Origin of the sequence: Labrenzia sp. THAF82 (assembly GCF_009363435.1) — a bacterium.
Taxonomy (GTDB): Bacteria; Pseudomonadota; Alphaproteobacteria; order Rhizobiales; family Stappiaceae; genus Roseibium; species Roseibium porphyridii.
Window position 1 is genome coordinate 6153326 of record NZ_CP045354.1, and the last position, 19297, is coordinate 6172622.

At 55.9% G+C, this 19297-nt stretch carries 19 protein-coding genes; 5 read left to right on the forward strand and 14 right to left on the reverse strand.

From position 1 onward, the window contains the following. Positions 1-80 precede the first annotated feature (80 nt). Both FIV00_RS28310 and FIV00_RS28315 read right to left on the reverse strand, forming a co-directional pair. On the reverse strand, positions 81-932 hold the full coding sequence (locus tag FIV00_RS28310) for a PHB depolymerase family esterase (protein WP_209006741.1): 852 nt from the start codon (positions 930-932) through the stop codon (positions 81-83). A gap of 143 nt (positions 933-1075) precedes the next feature. Further along, the gene (locus FIV00_RS28315; RefSeq protein WP_152503829.1) at positions 1076-1861 is read right to left on the reverse strand and encodes an ion transporter; all 786 of its coding nucleotides are present in this window, start codon (positions 1859-1861) and stop codon (positions 1076-1078) included. Positions 1862-2083: 222 nt separating this feature from the next. Here FIV00_RS28315 and FIV00_RS28320 point away from each other — a divergent pair, with 222 nt between their 5' ends. Next, positions 2084-2848, forward strand: coding sequence for an SDR family oxidoreductase (locus tag FIV00_RS28320; RefSeq protein WP_152503830.1), 765 nt, complete (start codon positions 2084-2086; stop codon positions 2846-2848). 277 nt (positions 2849-3125) lie between these two features. Here FIV00_RS28320 and FIV00_RS28325 read toward each other — a convergent pair whose 3' ends face one another. Further along, positions 3126-3605, reverse strand: a complete 480-nt coding sequence (locus FIV00_RS28325; RefSeq protein WP_152503831.1) for a DUF302 domain-containing protein — start codon at positions 3603-3605, stop codon at positions 3126-3128. Between the two features lie 106 nt (positions 3606-3711). Next, positions 3712-4863 (reverse strand): YeeE/YedE family protein, encoded by a 1152-nt coding sequence (locus tag FIV00_RS28330; protein WP_152503832.1) that lies wholly within the window; start codon positions 4861-4863, stop codon positions 3712-3714. A 253-nt stretch (positions 4864-5116) separates the two neighbouring features. Between FIV00_RS28330 and FIV00_RS28335 the strand changes: the two genes are divergently transcribed. Continuing rightward, entirely contained in the window at positions 5117-6502 is a 1386-nt protein-coding gene (locus FIV00_RS28335) for a tetratricopeptide repeat protein (protein WP_152503833.1), read from the forward strand. Between the two features lie 40 nt (positions 6503-6542). Continuing rightward, positions 6543-7838, forward strand: a complete 1296-nt coding sequence (locus FIV00_RS28340; RefSeq protein WP_209006742.1) for an OpgC domain-containing protein — start codon at positions 6543-6545, stop codon at positions 7836-7838. A gap of 99 nt (positions 7839-7937) precedes the next feature. On the opposite strand, the gene FIV00_RS28345 is transcribed toward FIV00_RS28340, so the two are convergent. From FIV00_RS28345 to FIV00_RS28365, 5 genes are all read right to left on the reverse strand, one after another. Continuing rightward, entirely contained in the window at positions 7938-8222 is a 285-nt protein-coding gene (locus FIV00_RS28345; protein WP_247649307.1) for a DUF1150 domain-containing protein, read from the reverse strand. A 33-nt stretch (positions 8223-8255) separates the two neighbouring features. Continuing rightward, the gene (locus FIV00_RS28350; protein ID WP_152503834.1) at positions 8256-8684 is read right to left on the reverse strand and encodes an Hsp20 family protein; all 429 of its coding nucleotides are present in this window, start codon (positions 8682-8684) and stop codon (positions 8256-8258) included. A gap of 157 nt (positions 8685-8841) precedes the next feature. Next, the gene (locus tag FIV00_RS28355; RefSeq protein ID WP_152503835.1) at positions 8842-9702 is read right to left on the reverse strand and encodes a LysR family transcriptional regulator; all 861 of its coding nucleotides are present in this window, start codon (positions 9700-9702) and stop codon (positions 8842-8844) included. Positions 9703-10187: 485 nt separating this feature from the next. Beyond that, positions 10188-10673 carry a DUF4440 domain-containing protein gene (locus tag FIV00_RS28360; protein WP_173006194.1) on the reverse strand — a complete coding sequence of 162 codons (486 nt, stop codon included), beginning with the start codon at positions 10671-10673 and terminating at the stop codon, positions 10188-10190. 90 nt (positions 10674-10763) lie between these two features. Beyond that, entirely contained in the window at positions 10764-11579 is an 816-nt protein-coding gene (locus tag FIV00_RS28365) for an RNA polymerase sigma factor (protein WP_247649455.1), read from the reverse strand. Between the two features lie 164 nt (positions 11580-11743). Here FIV00_RS28365 and FIV00_RS28370 point away from each other — a divergent pair, with 164 nt between their 5' ends. Continuing rightward, positions 11744-12103 (forward strand): MmcQ/YjbR family DNA-binding protein, encoded by a 360-nt coding sequence (locus FIV00_RS28370; protein ID WP_152503838.1) that lies wholly within the window; start codon positions 11744-11746, stop codon positions 12101-12103. Beyond that, positions 12087-13280 (forward strand): nitrate/nitrite transporter, encoded by a 1194-nt coding sequence (locus tag FIV00_RS28375; protein ID WP_209006743.1) that lies wholly within the window; start codon positions 12087-12089, stop codon positions 13278-13280. The genes FIV00_RS28370 and FIV00_RS28375 overlap by 17 nt, the downstream gene beginning before the upstream one ends. 16 nt (positions 13281-13296) lie before the next feature. On the opposite strand, the gene FIV00_RS28380 is transcribed toward FIV00_RS28375, so the two are convergent. The 5 genes from FIV00_RS28380 to FIV00_RS28400 all read right to left on the reverse strand — a co-directional run bounded on the left by FIV00_RS28380 (position 13297) and on the right by FIV00_RS28400 (position 18902). Then, positions 13297-14421, reverse strand: coding sequence for a DNA alkylation repair protein (locus FIV00_RS28380; protein ID WP_152503839.1), 1125 nt, complete (start codon positions 14419-14421; stop codon positions 13297-13299). Between the two features lie 214 nt (positions 14422-14635). After that, a complete protein-coding gene (locus tag FIV00_RS28385) occupies positions 14636-15712 on the reverse strand; it encodes a sn-glycerol-3-phosphate import ATP-binding protein UgpC (protein WP_152503840.1) in 1077 nt (358 codons plus the stop codon). Between the two features lie 17 nt (positions 15713-15729). After that, a complete protein-coding gene (gene ugpE / locus FIV00_RS28390; protein WP_152503841.1) occupies positions 15730-16572 on the reverse strand; it encodes a sn-glycerol-3-phosphate ABC transporter permease UgpE in 843 nt (280 codons plus the stop codon). Between the two features lie 12 nt (positions 16573-16584). Further along, positions 16585-17466 (reverse strand): ABC transporter permease subunit, encoded by an 882-nt coding sequence (locus FIV00_RS28395; RefSeq protein ID WP_152503842.1) that lies wholly within the window; start codon positions 17464-17466, stop codon positions 16585-16587. A gap of 125 nt (positions 17467-17591) precedes the next feature. Next, a complete protein-coding gene (locus FIV00_RS28400; protein WP_152503843.1) occupies positions 17592-18902 on the reverse strand; it encodes an extracellular solute-binding protein in 1311 nt (436 codons plus the stop codon). Between the last annotated feature and the right edge of the window lie 395 nt (positions 18903-19297).

The following is a 19297-nucleotide window of genomic DNA, read 5'->3' on the forward strand; positions in this document are numbered from 1 at the left end:
AGGGGCGCAGCCGCGTCAACTGCACCGTTGCGCTGACGTGCACACTGCGGCTCAAATTCCTGTCAGTTCGCGGTGAACGCTCACCCCTTTTCGGTCCATCCCATCATGGTGCCAAGCTCAGTCCACGCACGCTTGATCCATTTTGCTTCAACGCTGTGGCCGCCATCATGCAAACAAAGCTCCAAAAGGCCCTCGCTGGGTTGCCAGCGTTCGCAGGTCAATTTGCCGTCGGTAAATTTTTGCGGCGCGGCATCCGACAAGCCGTTTTGCCGGCGCCAGACATCAAAGCTTTCAAATACATCGCCCTGCTTCCATTGACCGCCGCCAAGCCACCTGCCGGCAAGCGGCACAACGGTATCGCTGGTACCATGGACATGAAATAGATAGGGCGGTTCTGTCGGACAGTCTTTCGGCAAAGGTTCCCAGAAAGCTCCGGCAATCGGCGCATAACCGGCAAATTTTCCCGAGTCCTGACAGGCCAAATACCAGGTCATGAAGCCGCCCGATGAAAACCCGGACAGCAGTGTCCGGTTCGTGTCGACACCGAACTTGTCGGAAAGGTCGCTCAGTACACTGTCGAAGAAAACAGCCTCATCGCGCAGGTTTCGTGGTGCGGTGGGGAAGGACCAGGTCCCATCTACGCCCTGGACCGCGACAAAGGCGACGCCGAGCTCATCGGCCATGCGCTGGAAGCCTTTGTTGCGGATCGCATTGACGGCCTTTCCACGATGGCCGTGCAGATAGAAGATCGCACCGAGAGCCTCTCCGTCTTCATGCGCCTCCGGAAGGTGAATGTAATACTGTCCGTTTTCAATTTCACAGGGGACTTCTTCGCCGCACCCGGTGTCGGCGATTGCGTTGTTTCCACCTGTCAGGATAACGCCGCTCAAGATAGCAGCACAGCTTACGAAAGACCGTTTTTTCGACAACACTTCCGGCTCCTCACCATTCGCGTCTGGTTCGTGGACTGCCGTAAAGGAAATGGCATCCCGCCCGCAAACATTGGAGCGAGGCTGGAATTTGTCCAGCCGGAGCCGTTCACAAGTCGGAGAGAGCCACCTTGCAAAGTACGGATCTATTCCCAGGAACCGTCGGTGGGAATTTTGAGTATCCGGCCGCAATGCTTGCAATGAACGGCATCGGTATCGTGCCGGTTCAAGCCGCAATCGGGGCAGGATATCCGGACTTTGGAGGGTCGGAAGATCGTTTGAACCAAACGCAGAAACAAGGCCACACCGAAGATCATGATCAGGACGGTCATGAGCCTGCCGACACTGTCCGTCATCGTGATGTCGCCAAATCCCGTCGTCGTCAGGGTCGCCACAGTGAAATAGAGCGCATCGAGATAATTGTTGATGTTTGGATTGCGGTCATCTTCCACCACGAACACGATTGCGGTGACCACGAAAATGAAGACGATCAGGTTCACGCCCGACTGGAGGATTTCCTCGTTGCGCCTGAACCAGCTGGACGCATCGCGCAACTCTTTCAGGAGATGATAGGACCGCATCAGGCGCAACATGCGCACGACACGCAGGAAGGCGAAGTTTTCCAGGAAGGCCGGCGCAATCAAAGATGCAATCACGACAACATCGGCCAAAGACGTAAAGCTGACGACATAGCGGCCCGGATTGGCCGCTGCAATCATCCTGGCAACATAGTCAAGCAACAGCACGGCTGCGATCACATAGTCCAACTCGTGATGAAGCCGCGCCGGGTCGAGAACTGAGGACACCACGAAATAGCCGATAGTGATCAGATCGAAGGCAAGCAGCGCATAGCGAAAGACCCTGGCTTTCGTGCTGTGCCCGAAGTAGAGCTGCCGGAGAATTGTTTTCAGTGATGAAGTTTCCGCGGCCATTGGTTTTGCCTTTTCCCGGTTCAGTTTGACCGCAGTCCAACAGCAACCGCCCGGCTAACACACGCCGCGAGCAGATCACTGGTCAAAAGACCTAACACGCATTCGTGCACAATCTGCATGATGATGCTGCGATGCAGCTGTTTATTCCACAGCCGCGGGGCACTAAGGTCGCCAGAGTAAGAAACGGCAAAAAGCCGAACAGACGATAGGACTGGACGTTATATGCATGATTTGTCAGGACAAGTTGCCTTGGTGACAGGAGCCAGCCGAGGCATCGGCGCAGCGGCAGCCCGAAGCCTTGCCAAATATGGTGCCAAAGTGGTTCTGGCGGCACGCAGCAGCGCAGATATCGAGCAGATCGCTGACGACATTCGCAAGAATGGCGGAGATGCTGCGGCTGTAACATGTGATGTTGCCGACTATGGGGACGTGGAAAAAGCAGTACAGTTCGTGCTGGACACCTTTGGCGATATCAACATTCTCGTTAACAATGCCGGCGTCATTGAACCTATCTCACGGATTGAGGCATCCGATCCCGAAGCCTGGGGGAAGGTCATCGATATCAATGTCAAAGGCGTTTATCACGGCATTCGCGCCGTCGCTCCGCACATGCTTGAAAAAGGCGCCGGAACAATTGTCAATATCAGCTCTGGAGCGGCCGTTGGCGCCCTTGAAGGCTGGAGCCAGTATTGTTCTTCCAAGGCAGCCGCACTGTCGCTCACACGGTGCGCCGACAAGGAGTTCGGAGACAAGGGACTGCGTGTGGTCGGCCTCAGCCCGGGCACCGTTGCGACACAAATGCAGGTGGATATCAAGGCATCGGGCATCAATCCGGTCAGTCAGCTCGACCCGGCCGTCCACATACCCTCAGAGTGGGTCGGTGAAGCGATTTGCTGGCTGTGCACGAATGCCGGCGATGCCTACCGGGGCGTCGACTGTTCCTTACGTGACGAGGACGTTCGCAAGGCCGTCGGTCTCATAAAATAGGCATTCGGAATCAAAAGAGGGCCGCAATGCGGCCCTCCCATGAGATCGACGTGTCCGAAAGACCGGATCAGATCCCAGCGAAACCGTTCAAAACCGGAGGCTGCTCCAGCATCGTTCCATTCCGCCCAGACTTTCGGGCCACGATCGGATACTCACTAGACATGGGCACACCTCCTTTCAGTTGTTGCAGACGCAATAAATGTGAGGCCGAAATCTCAACGAGACAAGGCGAAAATCATGTTTCCCCTGCTTTCGAGACGTTGATCAGACAAGTCTGTTACCGAGAGGCAACAGCATTGTCCGCAATTGTCTGGAAGACACCATCAAGCTCAGCTGCGAGCTCGGCGAGCGCTTCCCCGCCTTCTTCCATATAAGGGGCAAAAACAAATCCAGGCGTTTTCCAGGACAATGTACCGGTGCCATCACTGTTCTCGGTGACATAGAACCGGATAGGCGCTTCAATGCCTGCGGCAACCGAGGCTTCCAGCATACGGATGGCATAATCGTTTCGGTAAACGCCCATGATGCGATTGCCGGGGATTTTCAAACCACGGCCTTTGGCTCCGGACGAGGCGCTGGCTTGCGTGACAAGAAGCATCTTTTCGGCTTTCACCGCCGCTTTGACGCTTTCAACCAGGTCGGAATAACTTTGCTCAGTCGGGATGACTTTCCAGCCTTGCCGGTCCGAAAGGCTGTCGGCCTGAGAGACGCCAGCGGTGACAACCAGCCAGAAAAAGACACTTACCAATAGACGCATATTGCTTGCTCCCGCACTCGCATAGTCAATTCAGGTTCCCCTGGATCCGCACCCTAGTGTCCACCTCCCTCACAACGCACTCACAATACGGTGTGCCGGGATTTCTTCAGCCCATGCCGAGCCTTAGCCTCAACCTGGTACCGGCAAGACTTCCCAGAAAACCGAAGATGAGCCAGAGCCAGCCGTGCAGTGAACCAGACACTAGTCCGCCCAGATAGGCGCCGATGTTGCAGCCGTATGCCAAGCGTGCGCCGTAGCCCATGAGCAGGCCTCCGGCGAGTGCAGTCAGCACATCACGCCGGCTGAGATGCCAGATCGGTGCGAACCGGCCAGCAAGCGCCGCTGCCGCCATGGCCCCCAGAATGACGCCAAAATCCATGACGGAAGTGGTATCCCGCAGAACGGAGTTTTCAAGTGCGCCCCGCTGCCAGGTCCAATAGGGCCAGGTTTCGACCGGCAAGCCGAGGGCATGAAAGGCCTTGGCCCCCCAAAGGGCAAACGCGGAGGTTATGCCCCACGGCCGGCCAACCACGACAAAGGTTGCTATGCCAACAACAGCAAGCATGAGCGCCCCCAACATGGGCGACCAGGGACCTTTTAGAAAACTCTCAGTCCGCCTTACAGGCGCGATCTCGCCGTGAGCGCTCCTCTCGATCCGAAGCGTCAACCAGGCCAGGGCTCCAAGTACTGCCGAAGTTGCCAAAAAAGCTCCATGAGGCCCAAATTCGCGAACGAAGGAGACCGCCGGAAATTTGGGCAACCTTCCCCAGAGATGCAGATGCGCCGTTGCAGCTACCGAACCCAGAACAAAGGCCGCCAGCGTTATCATCATCCGGGTAGAGCCGCCACCGGCGGTGAAGAGGGTGCCCGAGCCGCATCCACCGCCAAGCTGCATTCCGATACCAAACATGAATGCACCCAACGCAGCAGCAACGCCGAACGGAAAGACAAACCCGCCCGTTGGCCAACCGAGTGACCCGCCCCAGGCGATCAGCGGAAAAGAAACTGCGCTGGTCAGAAGGATCAGAACAAACTGTGCCCGCAAGCCGCCGCCGCGCCTTTCAGTCACGATGCGGCGCCATGCGGCCGTAAAGCCGAAGCTCGCATGATAAAGGGACAAACCGGCCAGACCGCCGATAAGCGTTGCTATCGCTTGCCGGGAACCGGCTTCTCCGTAAGCGCCGATCGCGACGAGGGCCAAGAGAGCGAGCGCAATGCCTGTCACCATCAGTTGAGACTTTTGCAAACTGGCCGTCATGTCCGTGTGATCCCGATTCACTTTGATTTCGTATTTCTCGAAGAGCAAAAGTCACGGTGTCACGATTGGCCATAATTTCGCAACGAAAGTATCTTTTGGTGGCCTACACATTGCCAACACCTTTTTGTGTTTTGCAGTTCAAGTGAAGCCTGCAGATTTTAGCGGTGACAAAGTATTGGCTGGCAGATGCCGAACGTCTTGACGCGGGAACAACGCGGCATTGGACCAGCCCGAAGAGATATAAAGGCCTGACATGCGTCTTAGCGATCAATTTGGGTATGATTTAACACTTGCCGACAAGGACGCTGTTGCGGCCTGGAATGCGACTGTGAATGCCTTCCTGGCTCATGGCAAGGCAACGCCGGGTCATCTTGAAACCTGTTTGAGCCTGGCGCCCGATTTTGCGCTCGGCCATGCCACACGCGGTCTTTTCTGCCTACTGCTCGGCCGGCGCGAGCTTTACGTAACAGCGCGCGAATGCCTTAAGGTGGCGCGCACGTCCGCTCAAAACACACCTTTGACCGACCGCGAAACGGTCGTCCTCGATGCGCTTGACATCTGGCTTCAAGGGTTTCCGACCCGCGCAGCCGACGTCCTCGATGCCCAACTCGTCAAATATGCTCAAGATGCGTTGCTGATGAAGCTCATCCATGCGATCCGCTTCGTATTGGGCGATTCCGTTGGGATGCGGCAATCGATTGACCGTGTGTTCTCCGCATATGACGAAAACCATCCCTCATACGGATACCTGCTCGGATGCCGCGCCTTTTCGCTTGAAGAGACCGGTGACTACCGTCAGGCGGAAGCGTCCGGCCGCAGAGGTCTGGAGTTTGCCAAGGACGACGCCTGGGGTCTTCACGCCGTGGCCCACGTTCACGATATGACGGGACGTGCCGAAGAGGGCGCCGGCTGGCTGGAAAACCATCCGAACGGATGGGCACATTGCAACAATTTCGGCTATCACGTGTGGTGGCATCTGGCGCTGATGTATCTCAGCCAGGGCGAAGCTGACAAAGCGCTCGCGCTTTACGACAACGATATCCGCAAGGATAAGACCGACGACTACCGCGACATCTCAAATGCCGCATCGCTTCTCGTCCGACTGGAACTGGAAGGTGTCAATGTCGGCCCTCGCTGGGATGAACTGGCGCTTCTGTCCGACAAACGGGCCGAAGACGGCTGCAATGTCTTTGCCGACCTGCACTATCTCCTCTGCCTCCTGAACGGCGGCCGCCGGATGGGTGCGGATCGTCTGCTCAACGGATTGAAGGAACGGGCGCAAAGCGAAACGGATATCGGCCGGGTTTCCGCCGAGGCCGGTTTGCCGACGGGGCTCGGACTGGAACAATACCGCAAGGGCAACTATGCATCAGCCTTTTCACTGCTGACTTCAGCCAGGGACAATCTGAACATCATTGGCGGTTCCCATGCCCAGCGCGATGTCTTTGAACGGATCACCATTGACGCTGCCTTGCGGGCCGGGTTCTCCTCTGAAGCAGAAAATCTGATCAAAAGCCGCACCCACAAGCGCGGCGCCCTTGACAGTTTTGCCGAACAGCGGCTTGAAGTCTGCGACAAGATGCAACGCGCAGAGCGGGTCATGGAAGACGACAGCCTGAGGGCAGCCGGATCGGTGTAATAACCGCCCGCCTCTGCAAGCCACATTTTTTGGACCTGACGTGAACGCACATCACCAGACGAAACGCCCCCGTGACCCGCGGCTCGATTTTTTCCGCGGGATCGGAATGTTCATCATTTACGTTGCCCATGTGCCGTGGAACTGGTGGACTCTTTGGATCCCGGCGCGTTTCGGCTTCTCAGACGCCACGGAAATCTTCGTTTTCTGCTCGGGCATGGCATCCGCCATCGCCTTCGGCAAGATCTTCGATGTGCATGGCATCGGTATGGGAACCGCCCGCATTCTGCATCGAATGTGGCAGGTTTATTGGGCGCATATCGGCCAGATTCTGGTGATCGCGGTCGGGCTCGTGATGATCCACGAAAGTGGCTATCTCAAAGAATGCTGCGACCTGACCCAGGATTATGTCGCGTCCTTGAACCTCTGGCATCTTTACAACAAAACTGTCGTGGCCCTGCCCGGTTTGATGACATTGACCTGGGTGCCCAATTATTTCGACATTCTGCCGATGTATATCGTGATCCTGGCACTGATCCCTGTGATCATGTTGGCCTCACGCGTGTCTGTTGCGGCCGCCTTTGCAGTGTCGATCGGTCTCTGGCTCGCCTCTCAGTTCGGCTTTCTAGACCTTCCGGCAGAGCCCTGGGTCAATTCCGAAGGCGAACACAGAAAATGGTTTTTCAACCCGTTCGCCTGGCAAATGCTGTTTTTCACCGGTTTTGCCTTCATGCGCGGCTGGATCCCGGCACCGCCCGTAAACCGCAATTTGATCCTGTTCTGCGCGGCAATTGTCGTCGTCACGATCCCTTTTGCCTATTTCCGTATCCATAGCGAACATCAGTGGAATGTGGTTTGGGCGCGGGACGTACGTGAAATGATCCGTCCGCTCTGGATCAAGACCGAGTTTGGCCTGTTCCGCTATCTCCACTTCCTTGCTCTGGCTTATCTGGCCTGGGTCGCGGCCGGTGAACATGGCAAGCATCTGCTCGGACATGGCGTTCTCTGGGGCCGGTTTGTCAGGATCGTCCAAAAGGTTGGTCAGCAATCACTCGCCGTTTTCATGGCAAGCCTCGTGATTGCTCAGGCTGCTGCCTTGCTCCGTGACATGGTCTGGGGGCGTGGTGATTGGTTGCCTCAGATCCTGAGCAATCTGCTCGGCATTCTGGCGCTCATTCTCGTGGCCTATGTGGTCTCCTGGTACAAGAGCCAACCCTGGCGCAAACCGCCCTCGGTTCAATCGGGTGGATCCCCCGACATGCCCAAGCCGGCAAACCGCGAAGACGCCGATGAAGCTTCCAATACAAGGCCCGCTGGCAAGGAACAGGCGCTTACCTAAAGATAACAACATCGTCTGCGTTAGCTGGACGGTGCCTATGCCATAAACAAAAACACCGGCCAATCGGCCGGTGTTTTTGTTTAATTTCTGAAGTGTTGTCTAATGAAGCGAAGCCATTTCAAGGTCGGCTTCGAACGCATTGGCAACGGCTGCTTCACGGCTGTCAGCCAGCAGGATCGGCGTGCCGTCCGCATTTAGAAGCGCATAAAGCGTCATGTTGTCGTGGAGCGGTGGAACTTCCGGAAACATTTCCTTCAGGTCCCGCGCTTTGATCGGTTTGATATAGGCAACATCTCCGGTACCCAGTTCCGTCAATTCGTCGACGGACATGGCGGTTGTGAGATCTGCGCCGTCTGCCCAGTCCGGGCTATTTGGGTCGTGCATCAGTCAATTCTCCATAAGTTGGTCGACGAGGGTCTATTCGCCGCTGGAGATTTCTATTTTTCTTATAACACGTTCCGGTTCGGGACGTGCCAGGTCGATGGACAAGAGGCCATCTTTGAGGTCAGCTCCGAGGATCTCTATCCCCTCGGCCAACACAAATGCCCGTTGGAACTGCCGTGCGGCAATGCCGCGATGCAGATACTGGCGGGATTTGTCGTCTACCTGCCGGCCTCGGATCACAAGCTGACTCTCCTCAACGGAGACATCAAGCTGCTCTCTGGTGAAGCCGGCCACAGCCAACGTTATCCGGATTATATCACCTTGACCTTCGGATTTCGGAAGTCTTTCGATGTTATAGGGCGGGTATCCGTCATTCGCGGCCTTGGAAACGCGATCGAGCACACGCTCGATATCGTCGAACCCGAGCATAAACGGGCTAGAAAACGCTGACATGCGTGACATCCTCAAAGTCCTTGTCGAAGCGACCTTGCGCCCGGACCCTCTTAAAGGCATCCGGACCGGAGACAGGCTCCGTTCAGTATTAAATATGGCGCTTCGTTAAAATTGATTCAAGGAGAGGCATTTTCGGGTCGTTTTCAGATACGTCTCCCGGACATGTTCAGAACTCCGGCCGCAACAAAGGGTCGCGTTTCAACAACTTGGCGAGTGCGGAAACAGCCTGCCTTATCAGGGGCTCATGGCGTTCGTCCTGATGCATGACAAGCCAGCGTTCTGTTTCAAGCTCTTCAACCGGTTCCGAAACCCGAACAAGATCGGGGTAAGCCTCGCCGACAAACATGGGCAACAGCATGCGCGCATGTCCCTGCCGGACCAGAGAAAGCGCCAAAGACGCCCTGTTCACCGTGATCGTCACGTCGGCGGCGTGATTTTCCATCATCCAGACAGCGGTTGGAAAAAGAGCTTCCTTTTCAACCGGGCTGACCCAGCCGATTTTTTGATCTTCGGTAATTTTGTCTGACTGATATGCCGCAAACCGAACGGTTCCGACCTTTCTGCCAGCCAGCCACTCCTGTTTCGGCCTCTTGTTGCGGATGCCGATGTCGATCTGCCGTCGGGCAACATCCCTGTTCCTTGGATCGGCCAGAAGCTCTGGCACCCAACCTGAGTCCGGCGTCCAGAAGCCGTCCAGATTGTCCATCAAAAGCCGCATGGTCCAGTCGCCTGCAGATATCCGAATACGCCGTCGCGCTTGGCCCGTGTCCCGCCAGGCGGCAATGGATTGAGCGGCCTGATCCATATCTTCAAGCTGCATCAGCAGTTTTTGTCCTGCGGATGTCAGTTGATAGCCACGCGCCTCGCGCTCAACCAATCGTGCATTCAAGCTCCTTTCAAGAGACGAAACGCGTCGCCCGAGCGTTGCGGCGCTGACACCTGTCTTGTCTGCGGCTCCAGCCAGACCACCGGCTTTGGCGACGGCCAAAAACAGTCTCAAATCTTCCCAGTCGATGTTTCGTTTCATTTTTGAAATCTCAATTTCAATTAGAAAACATAGGAATATGCACTTCTTATGAGATTATCCGCAGTGATCCTCCAACACCAACCAATTTTGAAGGGAGCTGCGAATGCACATTCCTTATTGCCTGCCTTTGAAACGCGATGGGAAGCGTGGAAACACGCCCGACTGGCAAGACCCAATCCGGGGCCTTTACCCGAACCACGCAGAATTCTGGCCCTCAGAACCTCCTGAGCACCATCAAATGTTGCAACGGCACTTGCGCATGGCACGCAAGCGCCGTCGGTTGATGCTTATCAAACTTCTGAAGTGGTGTTTGGGTCGCCCGCTCGAGGGCGCCAGAGCGCGGAATGTGACGGTTTCCGAAGAGGGCCGGAAAGGCATGACCCCGAACACTCACACCAGATCGAAATCAAAGGAAACTGTTTCTTTCTTTCACCCGCTGCAAAACGGGTCGGCCGCGCCACAAACTGAGACGCGACCGCTTCCACTCAGTTCGACGTTGCCAAAAGCCTGCTGCCATGGGGATTGTCGATAACCATTTTCCAGCTCCCGTCCGGCTGGCGCCGAAGCACCGCAACCGAGAGACCTTCGCCGGTGACATCCCCGCCTTCCGGATCGGTGCCTGTCATCTTCCAGGGCGCTATATGGACAGCCAGATCGCCCTGGACGATCACTTCATGGCCCGAATAGGAAAACTTAGGCGAAACAGAGCGAACCTGTTCGAAAATCTGCCGTGCCGTAGCGCCATCGGAAACCGGCTCCCCCGGTTCAAAAACAATCGACTGATCGGCCTCGTAAGTTTGCATCACCGTGTCGATGTCTCCTTTTTCAAAGGAACTAGTCATTGTCTCGATCAGGCTAAGGACATTTTTCTGGTCGGTGGTCATATCAGGGCTTTCTTCCGCTTTTGTGGGTGTTGAAAAGGTCAGCATTGCCGCCACCATGGCAGCTCGACAAGCGATCCGGCGTTTCATTGGTTTCTCCGTGATTTCAGGCATGGCGGGGCCAGTCCCGCCAGATGCCCGGCTGGTTGAAGTTGATACGTGTCTGGCTGAACTGCGTCGTTAGAGCTCGGGCGAAAGAATTCTGCGCAGCCTCGTGCGAATTTCATCCGGACAGGCGTGCGCGGGGACGCTGTGCTGAAGTTTGAATGTTTTCAGGTCGTCGACAACGGCATCTATCTGCTGTCTTGCCTGCGCATAGCCGATGCGGCTTTCTGCCGAATTCGGATAAACTCCAGCCTGGACCCTGCCTCCATTGATTGCAGCAGGCAGGCGGCGTGGGCAGCTGCATTTGGCTTCACTGGCGACAAGTCCGCAATGACGGCTTGTGAATCCCTCAACACCCGCCCGGGCACGAGACAAACGCTTTCGGAACGTAGCCGGCGTGAGTTCAAGGATCTTCGAGGCTTCAAGATGATCCAGTTCCAACACGTCTCCGAGAACATAGGCAAGCCGCAGGTCCAAGCTCAGGCAAAGGAGCATTGCCATGGTGCATGAGACCCTCAATTCATTCAAAAGCAGTGCCTGATCGGGTGCTTCTGGAGGATCGGCGACCAGGCCGGTTTCAAGGTCTGCCGCAAACATCTCGAAAGTCAGGCCCAGGTCCCGATCCCGGAGTTTCTTTGCTTTGACCAGGTAACGAACGGCAACCTGATAGGCCCAGGTCGAAAATGAGCTCTCGTTGCGAAAGGTCGAAAGCTTGGTCAGTATCTGGATCAGAATTTCCTGCGTTGCTTCGCGAGCGTCTTCCGGATTGACCAGAATGCGCCGCGCAAGACCGTGAATCAGGTCCTCCACGCTTGAAAGCACCTTTTCCAGGGCCAACCTGTCGCCATTTTGAGCAGCCGTCACCGTCGCTGCCGATACATTTGCTATCACCAATTTGTCGCTCCCTCATTGGGTTCTCGAAAGGTTAGAGGGACCGACACGCAGATGTGTGACACGATTTTTTCAACTTAATCTCCTTGCGTGGCCGGAACCGACACGTCATCTTGCCGTTTCCCGCCGAGAACTCCGACCTCAGTTTGACCTAGAGCCTCACGATGACACGCGACGAATTTGACGCCTTTTGCAAGTCCCTTCCCGCGACGACAAACGTTATTCAGTGGGGCAACGCGTCAGTGTGGAAGGTTGGCGGCAAGATCTTCGCCGTTTGTTCCAGCTGGGGCGAGGGTGCTCATCCGAAGGTCAGCTTCAAGTGCTCTGACATTTCCTATTCGCTTTTGACCCAGCAGGAGGGTTTGATCCCCGCGCCATACCTTGCAAGAGCCAAGTGGGTGCAGATGGAGCAGGAAAACGCCCTATCCGATAAGGACCTGAAGGCTTATGTCGAGGCCGCCCACAAGATCATCGCGGCCAAATTGACAAAGAAGCAGCAGAAAGACCTTGGCCTTGCCGACTGATTTTACCGGCAAGTGGCGCTCGCTCAGCCTGCTGATGGTGGCTGAGGTTGCGGGCATGAGCCTTTGGTTCATGTCGGCTGCCATTCTCCCGGATCTCACCCGCGAATTTGCCATCTCCGAGTTTCGTCAGGCTGCCCTTTCCAGCGCCGTGCAGATCGGCTTTGTTGCGGGCGCTCTCGCTTCTGCCCTTTTGGGGCTGGCAGACAGAATTGATCCACGCCGTTTCTTCGCATTTTGCGCCATTCTGGCCGCGCTCTTCAATGCCAGCCTGCTGGTGGTGGAACCGGGCGGCAATCTGTCGATACTGGCCCGGTTCGTTACGGGAGCCCTGCTTGCAGGGGTCTATCCTGTGGGCATGAAGATTGCCGTTGGCTGGGGCAAGGATGATCGCGGCCTTCTTGTTGGTACGCTTGTCGGTGCATTGACGCTTGGATCCGCGGCCCCGCACTTCCTGGCGCTTCTTGGCGGCACAGACTGGCGATGGAGCCTTTCTGTTGCTTCGATCGCAGCCGCCGCCGGAGGTGCCCTGTGCCTGTTTGCAGGACTAGGCCCTTTTCATGCCAAGGCACCGCGCATGGAACTCAAGGCTATCCTGACAGCCTGGACCAACCGCAAAATCCGCTTCGCTTATGCCGGATATCTCGGCCATATGTGGGAGCTTTATGCTATGTGGGCATGGATCGGTGTTGCACTGACAATCTCGTTCAGCAGCCAGATGTCATCTGATGCCGCGCTTTCGCTCTCCAGACTGATCGCATTTCTGACCATCGCAGCCGGTGGCATTGCCAGTGTGTTTGCCGGCCTTGTGGCAGACCGGGTCGGCAAGGCAAATATCGCCATCCTAGCGATGGTCGTCAGCGGTAGCGCTGCAATTGCCTCTGCGCTCACATTCGGTGGACCAGCGTGGCTGACAATCATCTGTGTGCTCATCTGGGGCGCTGCCATCTTGCCGGATTCCGCCCAGTTCTCGGCGCTGGTTGCTGACTATGCGCCGCCCGATCAGGCCGGCAGCCTGATGAGCTTTCAGACAGCACTCGGATTTGCGCTGACATTCTTCACCGTGCAGCTCACACCGGTCGCCGCCGACTGGCTCGGGTGGCCCACCGTCTTTGCGTTCATGGCCATTGGGCCTGCGCTGGGGATTGCCGGAATGCTGAGACTGAAGAAAATGAACTGAAGTCTTTCAAAGCACATCAGGGCATTGTCAGCTCAAACTCGGCGAACCCGAAATCCTTGCCGTTGATCCTCAGACTCACCGCTTGAGTGCCGCCATAGTAAACCCGCGTGGTGATCGGTCTGATCGCATGTTCTCTTTCAAGCTTCACCACTTGTCCGGGCTCCAGCTGGAGTTTCGTCCATTTGAAGACTTTCGGGGAAAGCGTCCCGTTCGCCTTTTTGAAGTGAACCAGATAGTCCAGCACCAGCGACTGCGGTCTGGCAGACGTTGACGTCAGTTCAATGCCGAACCCGAGCGCATCGCCATATGGAACGACCTTCGTTGAGATCATTGGTCCCGTCAGTTCAAGCTCTGGCGGGTTGAGCCCAAACGCCTTCAGTGTTGCAGCATGACCCTGCTTTATCAAAGACCGGCAAGCATGCCGGACCAGCTTCTCCCGGTCTTTATCTGCACCCTTCAGCCAACGCGCTGCGGTCTCGGCAACCAGATCCGGGTGGTCCTTGGCTATATCATTGAGATGATTGGCGACAGAGCGCCGGACATATTCTTCCGGGTCGTCTTTCAGGGCTTCAAGAAGCGGCAAGGTAGGTGTCGGATCGGCCACCAGCTTCTTGAGCCGCATGCCCCAGGGCAATCGTGGTCGTGTGCCTTCTGAGACAAGCCTGCGCACATGAACACTCGGATCGCTTACCCATGGTGACATGATCGCCAGGGCACGGTCCTGGTCCTTGTCGAGAAAGGGCCTGACTTCGAATTCCGCAGTTGCCCGTTTGGTCATTTCCTTCAGGAGCGTGAAGGACTTCTCGAAGTCGTCGAGACCGCAATCCGTGACAACCATTCCAAGGGGCATCATGCCCCAACCGCGAATGCCCTGATCATCACTTTTGCGGTCCACATCGGTATCGGCCACGGGATGCAGCATGGCCTCAAGAACACCAAACCGGTCATCAAGCCCTACCGGCAGAACCTTTCCGGTGACATCGGCAATTAACCGCGCGCGTTCCTTCAGTTCCAGGGTTCCAAGGTCCTCCAGGATCTCGGCTTCATAGGACTTTCGATCGAAGCTTTTGAGATGCCTGTCGAGATGCCCTGCAAGGCAGCGCACCAGATCCGGCGAGAGGTGGTTCTTGAAAGGCTCCAAGTTTTTGCTCCTGGCTTGTGTGTCCTCAACGATGTGCCAGAAGACGTCTCATCTCACCAGATGGCACGACACAGGCTCCTGACAGGTAATGTCAGGAGCCTGTCAGTTGCCTTGTCTGGCGCGCGTCCCAAAACAAAAGCCACCCCGGTTTCCCGGAGTGGCCAATTCGGGTGCGGACATTCTTTGGCTGCCACCTCACCTGATTGCAGATCTGTCAGTCAATCCGTTGTCCGGTGGCAGCATCAAAGAAATGCACGTTTTTGGTGTCAACCTTCAGGTGCATGGTCTCGCCCGGTTCGTGATGGGCATGGCTGGAGACGCGTACGACTATTTCCTGCCCGCCGTCGCCAAAGCTTGCATAAACATAGCTTTCCGCGCCGACAGGTTCCAGAACGTTCACCGTCACCTCAAGGTTCACACCATCGCCGTCAGTCGGCCCGTCAACCACATCAAGATGTTCAGGACGTACGCCAATGATGTAGCCATCCTTGCCCTTGGTGTTCGCTCCGCTGAGCCCGCTGCCGGTTTCAAGAGCAAGCCCGGTGCCATCCGCCTTGACCTTCAGAAGGTTCATTGCCGGAGATCCGATAAAGCTCGCCACAAAGGTCGACGCCGGGTTGTCGTAAACGTCGATTGGCGACCCGATCTGTTCGATGTTGCCGCCATTCAGAACGACAAGACGATCGGCAAGCGTCATGGCTTCCAGCTGGTCATGGGTCACATAAACGCTGGTGGTGCCAAGCGACCGCTGCAGACGCTTGATTTCCACACGCATCTGGACGCGCAATTTGGCATCAAGGTTGGAAAGCGGTTCGTCAAACAGGAAGGCTGCCGGTTCACGTACAATGGCGCGACCCATGGCGACACGCTGACGCTGACCGCCGGAGAGCGCCCGGGGCTTGCGGTCGAGATAATCGCCGATTTCAAGAATGCGCGCGGCTTCCTTGACCCGGCGATCGATCTCTTCTTTGGCCATGCCCCGGTTTTTGAGGCCGTAGGCAAGGTTGTTATAGACCGACATATGCGGATAGAGCGCATAGTTCTGGAACACCATCGCGATATCGCGATCTGCAGGGTCGACCTTGTTGACCAGCCGGTCGCCGATCTTGATGTCACCTGTGGTGATGTCCTCAAGCCCCGCAATCATGCGCAAAAGCGTGGACTTGCCGCAGCCGGAGGGACCAACCAGAACGATGAATTCACCGTCGTCGATATCGATGGAAACGCCTTTGACGGCTTCCACTTCACCGGCATAGACCTTCCGGACCGTGTCGAGAGTAATCGTTGACATAAAGTACCTCTAATTTCTCACTTGTCGCTCTCGACGAGTCCTTTGACGAACCAGCTCTGGAAGATCACAACGACCAGCACGGGCGGTATGATGGCAAGTATTGCCAAAGCCATGGCCTCATTGAAGTCCGGGATCTGAGCACCGACCCAGACCTGGAGGATCTGCTTGATGCCGCGCACAAGCGTGAACAGGCTCTCGTCCGTGGTGATCAGCGTCGGCCAGAGATACTGGTTCCAGCCAAAGACGAACATGATGATGAAGATTGCCGCAATCATCGTCTTGGACAGCGGCACTAGGATATCCTTGAAGAATTTCCAGGGGCCGGCGCCGTCAATGCGGGCTGCCTCCAACAATTCGTCCGGAACAGACATGAAGAACTGGCGGAAGAAGAATGTGCCGGTCGCAGAAGCAATCAGCGGAACAATCAATCCACTATAGGTGTTCACCATGCCAAGCGACTGGACAATCTCGTAAGACGGCAGGATGCGCACTTCCAGAGGCAGCAGCAGTGTGGCAAAGATCACCCAGAAGCAGAGTGTTGCCATCGGAAAGCGGAAATAGACGATGGCATAGGCTGCAAGCATCGAGATGATGATCTTGCCGATGGCAAAACCGAAGCCGAGGATCATCGAGTTCTTCAGCATGACGAAGCCGTCGACTTCCTTGGTGAAGCCACCAGCCTCAAAAAGTACCTTTTCGTAGTTTTCCAGAAACTTGCCACCCGGCAGGAACTGGACACCTTCCTTGTAGACCGTGATTGCATCGTGGGTGCTGGTCAAGAAGGTCAGCGCAACGGGCGTGACCATGAAAAACACACCGGCCAGCAGGATCAGGTGATCTGAGATCTGAAGTTTGTTCATTGCCGCCCCCTTTTACGTGTAGTGCACGCGCCGCTCGATCAGGCGGAACTGAATGACTGTCAGAACGAATACCATCGCCATCAACAGAACCGATTGCGCCGACGAGCCGCCAAGGTCATTGCCGCGGAAGCCGTCGAGATAGACCTTGTAGACCAGGGTCACCGGGTTGTTGCCAGGCTCGTTCTTCACGATGACATCGATGATGCCGAACGTGTCGAAGAACGCGTAGGTGATGTTGATGATGAGAAGGAAGAAGCCTGTCGGCGCCAGAAGCGGGAACGTGACCGTCCAGAAGCGGCGCATGCCGGAGCGGCAGTCAATGCTGGCCGCCTCCTGCACCGACTTTGAAATGCCCTGAAGCCCTGACAGGAAGAAGATGAAGTTGACCGGTATCTGTTTCCAGACAGCCGTCACGATCATTGCAAAGCTGGTGTCGAAATAGTCCACACCGATCTGCATCCTCCAGCCGAACAGCGCGAAAAAGTCGACGATTGGCCCGACGTGCTGATCGAACAGCAGAACACCGATCAGACCGGCAACCGGAGGAGCCACCGCATAGACCCACATCAGCAGGGTCTTGTAGCTGGATGCACCCCGCAGAACCTTGTCAGCCTTGACGGCCAGCAGAAGAGCGATGCCAAGAGACAGGAATGTAACGAAGAACGTGAATACGCCGGTAAAACGCGCGACACGACCGTAGTCGGTCGAGGTCAGCGTATCGCTGAAATTGTCGAGCCCTACGAACGTTGAGCCGAAGCCAAAGGGATCTTCCAGATAAAACGATGACTGCACCGCTTCGGCCGCCGGCCAGAGAAAGAAGATCGTCACGATGGCCAGCTGCGGCATCAGCAGCATGTAGGGCAGCCACGGGGACTGGAATTGAACTTTTTTCATATGAGTTTTTCTTGACCCCCGGGAATGGGTAAAGCGGGTCACCAGATAAACCGGCAGACCCGCTTGACGTTCATGGAAATGGGGGCGCTTCGGAGCGCCCCCATTTGGGGTAGGTCAACCTGAACTTAGTTGCCGGTGGTCTTGGAGAAACGCTCAAGAAGCTTGTTGCCATCTGCTTCGATGGTTTTGAAAGCGTCTTCAACGGAGGTATCGCCAGACATGATCTTACCGTACTCGCGGTTCATGACGTCGCGAATCTGAACGTAGAAGCCCATGCGGTAGCCCTTGGTCCAGTCGCCGCCCGGCAGGGTCAGCTGCTTGATGCCGATTTCGGCAGCAGGCGTGGTGTTGTAGTAACCGTCCGACTTGGCCAGTTCGTATGCAGCGTTGGTGATCGGCACATAGCCGGTCTCTTTGTGCCACATATACTGAACTTCCGGAGACGTCAGGTACTCGTAGAAGGACGCAACGCACTTGTTTTCTTCGTCCGGCTTGCCAGCCATTGCGAAGAGAGCTGCGCCACCGATGAAGGTGCCGGTGCCAGCGCCGTCAACAGCATCCCAGTAAGGCAGGTAAGTTGCAGAGAACGGGAACTCAACGGTTTTGGAGATACCGCCGAACGACCCCGAAGAGCCGAGCCACATGGCGACTTTGCCTTCGTTGAACGGGGTCTGGTTGTCGCCCCAACCAGTGCCGTAGTAACCGAACAGACCATCGTCCAGCCAACCTTTGACAGCGCTGAAGTGATTTTTGATCGGCTCACCGAAGACCAGCTTGGTGTCCTTTGAACCGTCGTAACCGTTGTTGTTGGTTGCGAACTGCAGGTTATGGCGGGACTTGAAGTTCTCGGTGAAGATCCAAGGCAGGTGAGACTGTGCAAGCGGCACATAGCCTGCTTCTTTCAGCTTCGGTGCGATTTCCGCAAACTCTTCCCATGTCTTCGGAGCTTCAACACCGGCCTTTTTCAGGGCGTCGACGTTGTAGTAGAGGATCGGTGTGGAGGAGTTGAACGGCATGCCGATCATCTTGCCGTCACTGTCGGCATAGAAGTAGCGAACGCCATCGATATAGTCTTCGATGCTGAAGTTGGCACCGGCGTTTTCCAGGATGTCCTGGGCCGGAATAACGGCACCCTTGGCTCCGATGATGGTCGCTGCGCCAGCATCGAACACCTGCAGAATGTTCGGCTGTTCACCGGCACGGAAAGCCGCGATGCCGGCTGTCAGGGTCTCTTCATAAGTGCCCTTGAAGACCGGTGTGATTTTACAAGCGTCCTGAGAAGCGTTGTAGCCGTTCGAAATGTCGACAACAACTTCGCCCAGACGTCCACCCATGGCGTGCCACCAGGCAATGTCGGTTGCCGCATATGAAGCGGAGGATGTGCCCAACAGGGCAGCCGCAGCGACAAAGCTGGCGACTGTTTTACGATAAGCCATGTTTATTTGCTCCCATCTCGAAGGGCATTTTTCGCCCCGGTCAGCAGTTGGTTTTCACGATACTGAAATGGCTTCATCAGCATCAGAAAGGATAACGCCTGCGTTTCGTATTGTTTTCATATGAACGTTGTATGACGCTCATATGAACATTAAAAGACGCCCAGACCGCGTCCGCAAGTGGCAACAGATGAAAACTTGCATATTTTGTTCAATCGCCGAGAGGCCGGCTATTTTTTTCTTCATATCGAAGACCCCGCAAGACAATGGTTTTCCCGCGGAGTCGCGCGCTTTTTTTCAGCGCGAACCCTTCATTGATGCCATCATTTTCAAGAGGTTTAGCCGGATCGTTTGAACGGGCTTTGGTGAAGCTGATTTCGTAAATATTTCTATTAATT

What these genes read in the sequence shown, in the direction of transcription:
- FIV00_RS28350 (WP_152503834.1), bottom strand. Translation starts at nt 8,684, where the DNA reads ATGTCACGCATGTCAGCGTTTTCTAGCCCGTTTATGCTCGGGTTCGAC.
- FIV00_RS28370 (WP_152503838.1), top strand. Translation starts at nt 11,744, where the DNA reads ATGACACGCGACGAATTTGACGCCTTTTGCAAGTCCCTTCCCGCGACG.
- FIV00_RS28330 (WP_152503832.1), bottom strand. Translation starts at nt 4,863, where the DNA reads ATGACGGCCAGTTTGCAAAAGTCTCAACTGATGGTGACAGGCATTGCG.
- FIV00_RS28395 (WP_152503842.1), bottom strand. Translation starts at nt 17,466, where the DNA reads ATGAAAAAAGTTCAATTCCAGTCCCCGTGGCTGCCCTACATGCTGCTG.
- FIV00_RS28335 (WP_152503833.1), top strand. Translation starts at nt 5,117, where the DNA reads ATGCGTCTTAGCGATCAATTTGGGTATGATTTAACACTTGCCGACAAG.
- FIV00_RS28320 (WP_152503830.1), top strand. Translation starts at nt 2,084, where the DNA reads ATGCATGATTTGTCAGGACAAGTTGCCTTGGTGACAGGAGCCAGCCGA.
- FIV00_RS28315 (WP_152503829.1), bottom strand. Translation starts at nt 1,861, where the DNA reads ATGGCCGCGGAAACTTCATCACTGAAAACAATTCTCCGGCAGCTCTAC.
- FIV00_RS28385 (WP_152503840.1), bottom strand. Translation starts at nt 15,712, where the DNA reads ATGTCAACGATTACTCTCGACACGGTCCGGAAGGTCTATGCCGGTGAA.
- ugpE (WP_152503841.1), bottom strand. Translation starts at nt 16,572, where the DNA reads ATGAACAAACTTCAGATCTCAGATCACCTGATCCTGCTGGCCGGTGTG.
- FIV00_RS28360 (WP_173006194.1), bottom strand. Translation starts at nt 10,673, where the DNA reads ATGAAACGCCGGATCGCTTGTCGAGCTGCCATGGTGGCGGCAATGCTG.
- FIV00_RS28325 (WP_152503831.1), bottom strand. Translation starts at nt 3,605, where the DNA reads ATGCGTCTATTGGTAAGTGTCTTTTTCTGGCTGGTTGTCACCGCTGGC.
- FIV00_RS28355 (WP_152503835.1), bottom strand. Translation starts at nt 9,702, where the DNA reads ATGAAACGAAACATCGACTGGGAAGATTTGAGACTGTTTTTGGCCGTC.
- FIV00_RS28345 (WP_247649307.1), bottom strand. Translation starts at nt 8,222, where the DNA reads ATGCACGACCCAAATAGCCCGGACTGGGCAGACGGCGCAGATCTCACA.
- FIV00_RS28400 (WP_152503843.1), bottom strand. Translation starts at nt 18,902, where the DNA reads ATGGCTTATCGTAAAACAGTCGCCAGCTTTGTCGCTGCGGCTGCCCTG.